Source organism: Mesorhizobium sp. M5C.F.Ca.IN.020.29.1.1 (assembly GCF_003997375.1).
In the GTDB taxonomy this organism is placed as follows: domain Bacteria; phylum Pseudomonadota; class Alphaproteobacteria; order Rhizobiales; family Rhizobiaceae; genus Mesorhizobium; species Mesorhizobium wenxiniae.
This window is the reverse complement of sequence record NZ_RZSW01000206.1, coordinates 1-10,140: the sequence shown is the minus strand read 5'-3', so window position 1 is coordinate 10,140 and position 10,140 is coordinate 1. Positions and strand designations below refer to the sequence as shown.

The 10,140-nt window shown below is 63.9% G+C and carries 9 protein-coding genes; all 9 read right to left on the bottom strand.

Annotation, left to right across the window (positions count from 1 at the left end; all coding sequences use genetic code 11):
* A partial coding sequence (locus EOA85_RS17700) for an SDR family NAD(P)-dependent oxidoreductase (protein WP_127210582.1) occupies positions 1–470 on the bottom strand: 470 nt, incomplete at its 3' end.
* Complete coding sequence (locus EOA85_RS17695) at positions 467–2,761, bottom strand: bifunctional salicylyl-CoA 5-hydroxylase/oxidoreductase (protein ID WP_127210581.1); 2,295 nt, start codon at positions 2,759–2,761, stop codon at positions 467–469. The genes EOA85_RS17700 and EOA85_RS17695, both read right to left, overlap by 4 nt.
* Before the next feature lie 143 nt (positions 2,762–2,904).
* Positions 2,905–3,516 (bottom strand): VOC family protein, encoded by a 612-nt coding sequence (locus EOA85_RS17690; RefSeq protein ID WP_127210580.1) that lies wholly within the window; start codon positions 3,514–3,516, stop codon positions 2,905–2,907.
* Positions 3,517–3,622: 106 nt separating this feature from the next.
* The gene (locus EOA85_RS17685; RefSeq protein ID WP_127210579.1) at positions 3,623–4,453 is read right to left on the bottom strand and encodes an ATP-binding cassette domain-containing protein; all 831 of its coding nucleotides are present in this window, start codon (positions 4,451–4,453) and stop codon (positions 3,623–3,625) included.
* Positions 4,446–5,333: an ABC transporter ATP-binding protein gene (locus tag EOA85_RS17680; RefSeq protein WP_127210578.1), complete on the bottom strand. Its 888-nt coding sequence runs from the start codon at positions 5,331–5,333 to the stop codon at positions 4,446–4,448. Before EOA85_RS17680 ends, EOA85_RS17685 begins: the two co-directional genes overlap by 8 nt.
* Entirely contained in the window at positions 5,330–6,178 is an 849-nt protein-coding gene (locus EOA85_RS17675) for an ABC transporter permease (RefSeq protein ID WP_065005943.1), read from the bottom strand. Before EOA85_RS17675 ends, EOA85_RS17680 begins: the two co-directional genes overlap by 4 nt.
* Complete coding sequence (locus EOA85_RS17670) at positions 6,171–7,178, bottom strand: ABC transporter permease (RefSeq protein WP_127210577.1); 1,008 nt, start codon at positions 7,176–7,178, stop codon at positions 6,171–6,173. The genes EOA85_RS17675 and EOA85_RS17670 overlap by 8 nt, the downstream gene beginning before the upstream one ends.
* A 70-nt stretch (positions 7,179–7,248) precedes the next feature.
* Positions 7,249–8,775, bottom strand: coding sequence for an ABC transporter substrate-binding protein (locus EOA85_RS17665; protein WP_127210576.1), 1,527 nt, complete (start codon positions 8,773–8,775; stop codon positions 7,249–7,251).
* 106 nt (positions 8,776–8,881) lie between these two features.
* Positions 8,882–10,140: NAD(P)/FAD-dependent oxidoreductase (locus tag EOA85_RS17660; RefSeq protein WP_164759721.1), on the bottom strand; the 1,259-nt coding region annotated here is incomplete at its 5' end.

Sequence of the window (10,140 nt, the reverse complement as noted above, 5' to 3'; positions counted from 1 at the left end):
GCGGCAACGTAAGCGGCGACATACGGGTAGCCTTTTAGCCCGGCCGTCGAAGCAACGAAGATGATCCTGCCTATCTTCCGTGCGACCATGCCGGCCAGCGCCGGTTTCACTGTCAGGAACGCGCCGGTCAGGTTGACGTCGAGCGTGCGCTGCCAGTCCGCAAGCGAGGTCCGCGGTGCTGGCGCGCTGCCGGACATGCCGGCATTGGCGACGACGATATCGATCGGCCCGCGCGCCGCCTCGGCCTGCCTGTAGAGCGACGCCATCGCCGCCTCATTGGTGACGTCGGCGGCGATGCCGAAAATGCGGTCGTTTTCCCTGGCGACCTCGACCAGCGCTGCCTCGCGCCGGCCGCAGATGGTGACATCGATGTCGGCATCGGCGAGCGCCAGCGCGATGGCGCGGCCGACGCCGGAGCCGCCGCCGGTGACCAGCGCATGCCGTCCCGCCATCGTTTCAACGACGCTCATACCTTCAGCCCCGCTGCCGCGTCGCGTTCGGCCAGCCGGTAGATCTGGTCGCGGCCAGGCAGATAGGGATCCGGCCATTTGACGCCGCGGTCGCCGAGCGTGACGGCCGCATGCAACGTCCAGTAGGGGTCGGCGAGATGCGGTCGTGCCATCGCGACCAGGTCGGCCCGGCCGGCCATCAGGATCGAATTGACATGGTCCGGTTCGTAGATGTTGCCGACCGCCATGGTCGCCATGCCGACCTCGTTGCGAATGCGGTCGGAAAACGGCGTCTGGAACATACGGCCATACAGCGGCCTTGCCTCGGCGGAAGTCTGGCCGGCCGACACGTCGCAGATGTCGACGCCGGCCTCATGCAGCAGCCGCGCGATTTCGACCGCATCGGCCGGTGTCACGCCTTCGATGCCGACCCAGTCATTGGCCGAGATGCGTATTGAAACAGGCTTTTCATCAGGCCAGGCGGCGCGGACGGCATGGAAGATTTCCAAGGGATAGCGCATGCGGTTTTCGAGCGAGCCGCCATAGGCGTCCGTGCGCCGGTTGGTCAGCGGCGTGATGAAGGAGGACAGGAGATAGCCGTGCGCGGCGTGGATTTCGAGCATGTCGAAGCCGCAGCGTTCAGCCATCTCGGCCGAAGCGACGAATTGATTGCGCACCAAATCCATGTCGGCGCGGTCCATCGCCTTCGGCAGCTGATTCTCAGGCGACCATGCCACCGCCGACGCCGCCATGACAGGCCAGTTGCCTGATGTCAGTGGCACGTCGGTTCCTTGCCAGCCGAGCCGGGTCGAACCCTTGGCGCCGGAATGGCCGATCTGCGCGCAGATCTTCGCCTCGGTCTCGGTGTGGACGAAATCAACAAGCCGCTTCCAGGCGACTTCGTGCTCGGGCGCGTAAAAGCCGGTACAGCCGGGCGTGATGCGGCCTTCGGGGCTGACGCAAGTCATCTCGATGTAGAGCAGGCCGGCACCACCCTTGGCCCGTTCGGCATAGTGGGCGAAGTGCCAGTCGGTCGGGCAGCCGTCGACGGCCTTGTACTGCGCCATCGGCGAAACGACGATGCGGTTCTGCAGCGCCATGTCGCGCAGCCGGAACGGCGCGAACATCGGCGCGCGACGAAGACTGTTGCCGCCGGCGCCGGCCTGGCGCTGGAACCATTCTTCGGCGCCGGCCAGCCACTCGGCATCGCGCAGCCGCAAATTCTCGTGGCTGATGCGCTGCGAGCGCGTCAGCAGCGAATAATTGAACTGCACCGGATCGAGGCCGAGATAGCGCTCGACCTCCTCGAACCATTCGAGCGAGTTGCGCGCCGCCGACTGCAGCTTCAGCACTTCGGTGCGGCGGGCGTCTTCATATTTGCGAAACGCCGCCTCGAGGCCGGGCTCGGAATCGACATAGTCGGCCAGCGCCACCGCGCTTTCCAGCGCCAGCTTGGTGCCGGAGCCGATCGAGAAATGCGCTGATGCCGCTGCGTCGCCCATCAGCGCCAAATTCTTGTAGGACCAGCGCTCGCACAGCACGCGCGGAAAATTGATCCAAGCCGAACCTCTGATGTGGTTGGCGTTGGTCATCAGCGAATGGCCAGCGAGATGCCTGGCGAAGATCTGTTCGCAGACGGCGATCGATTCCTGCTGCGACATCGTGCCGAAGCCGAAGCGCCCCCAGGTCTGCTCGCTGCATTCGACGATGAACGTCGCGGTGTCTTTGTCGAACTGGTAGGCATGCGCCCACACCCAGCCATGCTCCGTCTTCTCGAAGATGAAGGTGAAGGCCTCGTCGAATTTCTGCTGGGTGCCAAGCCAGACGAACTTGCATTTGCGGGTGTCGATATCGGGCTTGAACACGTCGACGAATGCGCTGCGTGCCTTCGAATTCAAGCCGTCGGCGGCGACCACCAGATCGTGGCTCTCCATGTAGGGTTTGGGGTCGGCGATATCGGTCTCGAAGACCAGCTTCACGCCGAGCTCGCGGGCCCGCCGCTGCAGCAAGGTGAGCAGCCGCTTGCGGCCGATGCCGCAGAAGCCATGGCCGGTCGAGACCGTGCGCACCCCATCATGGATGACGGCGATGTCGTCCCAATAGGCGAAATGCTTCCTGATCCAGACGGCACTGACCGGATCGTTCCTAGTCAGATTGTCGAGCGTTTCGGCCGACAGAACGACGCCCCAGCCGAATGTGTCGTCGGCGCGGTTGCGCTCGAACACGGTCACTTGGTGCGCGGCGTCCCTGAGTTTCATCGAAATGGCAAAGTAGAGGCCGGCTGGTCCGCCGCCGAGAACCGCAACCTTCATCTGTGCGATCTCCTCTCGCTTCCTATCTTCATTATCGCGCCTGACGTATATTATTTCAAGCTTGAAGTTTCATAATTGAAGCGTTTCGTCTCAGGTGCCTATGGCGTGCTTGCGGTCAGACCCGCAAGCACGCGCCTTCCGGATCATTTTTCCGGGGTCTTCGGGCTCCACAGCACCGTCTCGGCGTCCTTTTCATAGGCCATGCCGTTGGGATAGCTGATCGCTTCCAGCTGCAGGCCCCAGGGCGCCTGGAAATAAAGGATGCTCTGGCCGGCCGCCGGCCCTTCGGTAACCGGCAGCGGCCCCATACGCGTCTTGACGCCCTTTTCATCGAAATAGGCTTTCGCGGCAGCGATATCGTCGACATAGAAGGCGATGTGGAAGCCGCCAATGTCGCTGTTGCGGGCCTGCAGGTCTCTCTGGTCGGGCGCGGTATATTTGAACAGCTCGATATTCGACCCGTAGCCGCAGCGAACCAGGGTGATCTCCTCGATCACCGCCTTGGGGTCGACTCCCAGCAGATCCTGCATGAACGTCCCCTTATCATCGGCGAACGGCCCGAAGGACATCGCCTTCTTGCAGCCGACGACCTCGGTGAAGAAGTCGACGGCCTGCTTCATGTCGGGGACTGTAACCCCGGTGTGATCATGCCCGCGCATGCCAGGAACGGAATCGGCTGAGGCTGTGCTGATGGTTCCACCGATAGTGCCCAGGACGGCGGCCGCAAGCGTTGCAGTTAGGAGCGCATTCTTCATCTCAGTCATCCTCTCGCGGGACATGGGTGACTTGCCGGGCGCACGCCCGAGGCCCGCTCTTCGGCGTGCGAATGAGATGTGCTGTGAATGATCGTTGCGACCGATGTCATGCCGGCGCCTTCGCCGCAGGCAGCAGCCAGCCGTCATCGATCTCGGGCAGCGGGATGGCTGCGAGAAGATCGCGCGTGTAGGCCTGCCGCGGGTTCGCGAACAAAGCGTCGGTGGCGCTTGCCTCGACAATCACGCCTTCGCGCATGACGATCACTTGCCGGCAAAGCCGCCGGATTACCGACAGGTCGTGGCTGATGAAGGCGACGGTCAGGCCCATTTCGGCGGCCAGCCGTTCCAGCAGCGTCAGGATCTGTGTCTGGGTCGACACGTCGAGGCCGGAGACGATCTCGTCGGCCAGCACGAATTTCGGCGACAGCGCCAGCGCCCGGGCAATGCCGACGCGCTGGCGTTGGCCGCCCGACAGCTGGTGACGATAGCGGCTGGCGAAACTTAGCGGCAGGCCGACGCGCTGCAGCGCCTCCGCGACACGACCCTTGAGATTGTCGCCAAACCCGTTTTGCCTGAGTGGGGCGGCGATAATGCTGAAGATGGTGCGGCGCGGATTAAGCGACGACATCGGATCCTGGAAGATCATCTGCAGGTTGCGGCGCAGCGGCCTAAGCTCCGCCTCCGGCAGATGCGTGATATCCCGGCCGTCGAAGATGATGCTGCCGGCGCTCGGCTCCAGGAGGCGCACCAAAGCGCGACCCAGCGTCGATTTGCCCGATCCGGATTCGCCGACGATTCCGGTCACCGATCCTCTGGGCAGCTCGAAATCAAGCCCTTTGAGGATCTCGGCCATCGGCGCCCGGCCGATCAGTGGTTTGCGCGTCATGTCGGGCAACGCGACCTTCAGCCCGCGCACGGAAAACAGCGGATCAGCCATGCGGTCGCCTCCAGGCCTGGTCGGCAGCGGCGATCTCCGAGGCCAGTCCGGCCAATACCGCCTCGTCCACCGGTTTCAGCGAGGCGAACGGATCGGTGTAGCGCGGTGTTGCCGCCATCAACGCTCGCGTGTAGGGGTGCTGCGGAGCCGCGAACAGCGCCGCCGTCTCGGTCTCCTCCACCACCTTGCCGGCATAGAGGACCGACACTTTCTGGCTGATCTTGGCGACGACGCCGAGATCATGGGTGACGAACAGGATCGCCGTGCCGTGCTCGCGCTGCAATTGCGCGATCAGCCGCAAAATCTGCTTCTGCACGGTTACGTCCAGCGCCGTGGTCGGCTCGTCGGCGACGATCAACCTTGGTTCGGCGGCGAAGGCTGCGGCGATCAGCACGCGCTGGCGCATGCCGCCGGAAAGCTCGTGCCGATAGCATTTGAGGACACGGTCCGGGTCGCGGATCTGTACCGCGTCGAGCAATTGGCGGATGCGGGCGTCGGCTCGCGGCCCACTCCATCCGAGGATGCGCACCAGCCGGTCGGTCATCTGCGGACCGATGCGGCGCGACGGATTGAGCGCGGTCAGCGGGTCTTGAGGGATCAGTGCGGTGCGCGCTCCGATCAGCGTGCGCCTCGCCTTTGGCTGAAGCCGGCCGAGGTCCTCGCCCTCGAGCAGCATATCGCCTTCGACGACGCGCACGCTGGGTGGCAGCACGCCGAGTACCGCCTTGCCGATCATCGTCTTGCCGGCGCCGCTCTCGCCGACCAGCGCGCGAACTTCGCCCGGTTGAACGGAGAGCGACACCGACCGCAGCACGCGCGCGCCATTCGGCAGCACGGCGCTCAAGGACTGAATGTCGAGGCAAGGTCTCGTGGCGTTCATCGCAGCACCGGATCGAAACGCGCCTTGAGACCCTCGCCGAACTGGCTGAACGACAGAACCGTCAGGATCAGCGTGACCAGCGGGAACACCAGCACCCACCACGCCTGATGGATCGACAGGCGGCCCTCGGCGATGATGCCTCCCCAGGTCGGATCGTCGGTCGAGATCGACAGGTTGACGAAGGACAGGATCGCCTCGACGATCACGGCGATGCCCATTTCGAGCGACAGCAACGCGACGATCGACGGCACCACATTGGGCAGCACTTCGCGCAGCATGATACCGATGCGGCCATAGCCGGCGATGCGGGCGTTCTCGACATAGTCCATGCGCGCCTGGCCCATGGTCTCGGCGCGGATCACCCGGCAGAAGCGCGTCCAGTCGATGACGGCGATGGCAATGATGACCGAGTTCAGACCGGTGCCGAGCACGGCAACCAGCAGGATGGCGAACAGCACTGGCGGAAACGCCATCCAGACGTCGACGATGCGCGAGATGATGCGATCGGCCCAGCCGCCGAAATAGCCTGCTATCAGGCCGAGCGTCGAGCCAATCAGGCAGGCGGCCAAGGCCGCCGCGAAGGCGACGATCAAGGCGATGCGGGCGCCGAAGATCAGCCGTGACAGGAGATCGCGGCCGAGGCTGTCGGTGCCGAGCCAGAAGCCGGGCTCCGCGCCGCTCATCCAAAAGGGCGGCAGGCGTTCGAACATCAGATCCTGCGCCAGCGGGTTCTGCGGTGCGATCAGCGGCGCGAAGATCGCGGCAAGCAAAGCCAGCAGCAGCCAGCCGCCGGCCAGCCACAGCCTTGCGCCCGAGCCATGTCTTGAAATGCGGCCCTCATCCATGGCGCAGCCTCGGATTGAGCAGCGCATACATCATGTCGACGGTGAGGTTGATCAGCACGAACAGCAGCGCGAAGACCAGCACGATGCCCTGGATCAAAGGCAGGTCGCGGTTGATGACGGCGTCGATCGCCATGTTGCCGAGGCCTTCATAGGAAAACAGCCGTTCGACGATGACCGTGCCGCCGATCAGGAAGGTGAACTGCACGCCGACCAGAGTGAGCGTCGGCAGGGCGGCGTTCTTCAGCGCCTCACGCAAAATGACCTGCGTTTCCGAAAAGCCCTTCACCCGCGCCAGCACGACGTAATCGAGGTCGAGCACTTCCTTCAACGACTGTTTCAGGAGCTGCGAGATGATCGCGGCGAGCGGCAGCGCCAGGGCCACGGCCGGCATCAGCATGTGCCCGAGCAGGTCCTTGGTCAGGTCGAAGCGCAGCCGCACGATGCTCTCGAACAGATAGAACTGGGTGACGAAGGGCAGGTCGAGCTGCGGCGACACCCGGCCGGAAATGTCGAACACTGGCACCAGCACGCCGAACAAAAGAATCAGCACCAGGCCCCACAAAAAGTCGGGAATGGAAAGCGCTGCACCGCTGGCGATGTCGATACCGGCTTCGACTGCCGTGCCGCGTTCGCGCGCCCCGAGGATCGCCGTCGTGCCGCCGACCGTCAGCGCCATCAACAGCGCGACGATGGCGAGTTCCAGCGTCGCCGGCAGCCGGTTGAAGACCAGGCCCAGCACATCCTGCCGGAGCGAGATCGAGGTGCCGAAATCGCCCCTGATGACGCCGGACAGCCAGACAAAGAACTGCTGGACGATGGTTTTGTCGAGCCCGTAGAGCGCGCGCAGCCGGGCGATGTCGGCATCGGTCGCGCCGGGCGGCAGCATCATTGCAACCGGATCGCCGGGCGCGACCCGAATGACGACAAAGACCACGACGGCGACGCCGAGCAGCGTGATCGCCATCGTCAAAAGACGGATCAGGAATCTTTGCAGCAGCATGGTCGCCTGTATGCCTGGCGGAAAATGCGCGCCGTCATTGCGGACGGCGCGCGGCGATCCCTGGCCGATGTCAGGCCGGGGTCATCAGCGCCGGCAAAAGCGCGCCGGAAACATGCTGCACGACATTGACGCCCTTGGCGTGCACGATCGGCTGCGCATACTGGATCAGCGGCAGCACATAGGCCTGTTCGGCGATGTATTTGTCGACAGCCTTCCAGCCGGCGATGCGCTTGGTCTCGTCCTTCTCGCCCCATAGCGGGTTGATCATGTCGATCAGATCCTGGCTGTCCCACACCGAATGCGGGCTCGGGCCATAGGTGGCAAAGCCGGTCGAGGTGGTCGGATCGCCGATGGCGTTGCCCCAATTGTAGAAGGCGGCCGGGGCCAGCTTGTCGGCGGCGCGCAGCTCGTAGTGCTTGGCGATCTCGTAGACCTCGATCGACGCCTCGATGCCGACCTTGCGCCACATGCCGACGATCGCCTGGACCATCTCGTAATCCTTGGGCTTGAAGCCCTTAGTCGTCTGAATCGTGAACTTGACCGGCTTCTCCGGCGAGTAGCCCGACGCGGCCAGCAATTCCCTAGCTTTTTCCGGATTGTGCTCGACCTTGATCGACGGGTCGTAGGCCTCGTATTCCGGCGTCTCCAGCGTCTCGATCGGCTGGCCGTAGCCGCGCAGCAGCCGCTCGACGAGCAGCTTCTTGTCGACCGCCATCACCGCGGCCTGGCGGACGTTCTTGTCCAGCATCACATCGATGTCGTTGAAGAAGATCATGCCGATGTCGGAAACGTTCTTGCACGAGCCGGCAAGCCCGTCCTTGGCGACCAGGCGATCATATTCCTCATAGGGGATTTCGAGCGTCACCTGCGAAGAACCGGACTCGATTTCGGCAACGCGGCTCGCCGCGTCGGTGACGAACTTGATCGTCACATTCTCGAAAGCCGGCTTGCCGCCCCAGTAGTTCGGGTTGGCCTTGAGCCGCAGGAAGGCGTTGCGCTCGAACTTGTCGACCATGTAGGGGCCGGTGCCGATCGGGGCTTTCTCGAACCCTTCGGCGCCGACCTTCTCGTAGTAGGCCTTAGGCATGATGTAGCCGGTCAGGAACGACATCCATTTGAAATACACCGGGTCGAACTGCACGACATCGCCAGTGATCTTGTTGCCGGCGATCTTGAAGTTGTTGACGTTCTTCCAGACGAACTGGATCGGATTCCCTGTCTTTTCGTCGCCCGCCCGCTGCAGCGACCACACCACGTCCTCGGCGGTGAACGGCGAGCCGTCATGCCAGGTGACGCCCTCGCGCACCGTCATCATGATCTTGCTGCGGTCGTCGTTCCAGCCCCATTCGGTGAGCAGGCCCGGCGCAAAGGAAAGGTCCGGCTTCTGCGGGATGAACTGATCGAACACCGACTGGTAGAGGCCCTGGATCGTCGGGTTGACCGCCGAAGGCCCGGTTGTCGGGTCCCAGGACGGCAGGTTGACGTTGTAGGCGATGGTCAGTTCGCCGGCTGCCTTCGCTATTTGCGGCAGGCCGATGACGGTGGCGCCAAGTGCTGCTGCGCCATATCCGAGCAATTCTCGTCTGTTGATTGTCATGGTCGTTCCCCTGTTGGTTTTCTATGCGCGTCGTTATCATGCAGTGGGTTCAGGCTCCTTGGGCAACCGCGCATTGCCTCTCCTTCACCCGCAAGTGTTTTGAATTCTACCTCCCGCCGAGCTGTTGGGCGAGCATATAGCCCGAGGCCGCGCCTGTGCCGGCGCCCGGCCATGTTGCAGCACCGGTGAGATGCAAATTCATGACCGGCGTATTCCAGCCGGCAAAGCCGCGCGCCGGACGAAACAGGAAATTCTGCGCCAGATGATGGCTGCCGCAAATCTGGTCGCCGCCGACGAGGTTAGGGTTCTCGCGTTCGAGGTCGAGGGGCGAGAACACGGCACGGCCAAGGATATTCCGGCGAAGGTTGGGCGCATAGGTCTCGATGATGTCGAGAACGCGCTCGGCGTAGCGTTCTTTGACCTGATCCCAATGAGCTGGCGCGATCTTGCCGGCCGCATCGCCAAAGATTTCGGCGGGCAGCATCCGCACCTGTACCCACAGAACGTGCTTGCCTTCCGGCGCCCGCGATGCATCGACCGCAGTCGGTTGGCCGACGACAAGGACCGGCTCGTCCGGCAGCATGCCGGATATTGCCTGCTGATAGGTCCGCGACATAGCGTCGAGCGACGGCGAAAGATGGACGTAGGCGAATTGCCGAAGCTCGGCGCCGGCGCGCCAGTCGGGCAGATCGTCAAGCGCCAGATGGATCATCATCGTGCCCGGCGCATGTCGGAATTTTTTCATCGCCGTGTCGAAGCCGGCGTCGCCGGAACCATCAGGCAAAAGCTTTCCGGCTAGCGCCCCGGGTGCAACGCCGGCGATCACCGCCTTGGTGGCAGTATGGGTCTCGCCGGAAGCAAGCCGCACGCCTGTCGCTCGGCCGCCGGACACCGTGATCTCGGCCACCTCAGCACCGGTGCTAATCTGGCCGCCGGCAACGGTGACCATGCCGGTCAGCGCGCGGATGATGGTGTCGGCGCCGCCCTTGCCGAGCACCATGCCGAAGCACTGGTTGGCCATCGATTCCAGATAGGGGAACACCGCGCCGCCGGCGATGTCAGGGGCGAAGTCGAGATGCATGCCCCAGGTGGCGAGCGTCGCCCTGACATGCGGCGACTCGAAATTCTCCTCGAGCCACGAGCGTGGTGATGAGAGCAGCAGCCGGCCGGTGTCGAGCGCGCCGGCAAGGCCCTTCTTGCGCCACAGGTTCCATGCGGTGCCGGCCAGCGCCCGCCCGCTCATCTGTGAGCCCACCAGCCGAAACAGATGCTCGGCTTCCACCGGGAAGGCGCCGACCAGCCGGCGCCATGTGGCGGCGTCGGTTGCGGAGAAAGCTGCCATGCGCGACGCGGTCTTTTCCAGAT

Bases quoted from the DNA above. Each gene is read 5' to 3' on its own strand.
- EOA85_RS17695 (WP_127210581.1), bottom strand. From the start codon at position 2,761: ATGAAGGTTGCGGTTCTCGGCGGCGGACCAGCCGGCCTCTACTTTGCC.
- EOA85_RS17690 (WP_127210580.1), bottom strand. From the start codon at position 3,516: ATGAAGAATGCGCTCCTAACTGCAACGCTTGCGGCCGCCGTCCTGGGC.
- EOA85_RS17685 (WP_127210579.1), bottom strand. From the start codon at position 4,453: ATGGCTGATCCGCTGTTTTCCGTGCGCGGGCTGAAGGTCGCGTTGCCC.
- EOA85_RS17680 (WP_127210578.1), bottom strand. From the start codon at position 5,333: ATGAACGCCACGAGACCTTGCCTCGACATTCAGTCCTTGAGCGCCGTG.
- EOA85_RS17675 (WP_065005943.1), bottom strand. From the start codon at position 6,178: ATGGATGAGGGCCGCATTTCAAGACATGGCTCGGGCGCAAGGCTGTGG.
- EOA85_RS17670 (WP_127210577.1), bottom strand. From the start codon at position 7,178: ATGCTGCTGCAAAGATTCCTGATCCGTCTTTTGACGATGGCGATCACG.
- EOA85_RS17665 (WP_127210576.1), bottom strand. From the start codon at position 8,775: ATGACAATCAACAGACGAGAATTGCTCGGATATGGCGCAGCAGCACTT.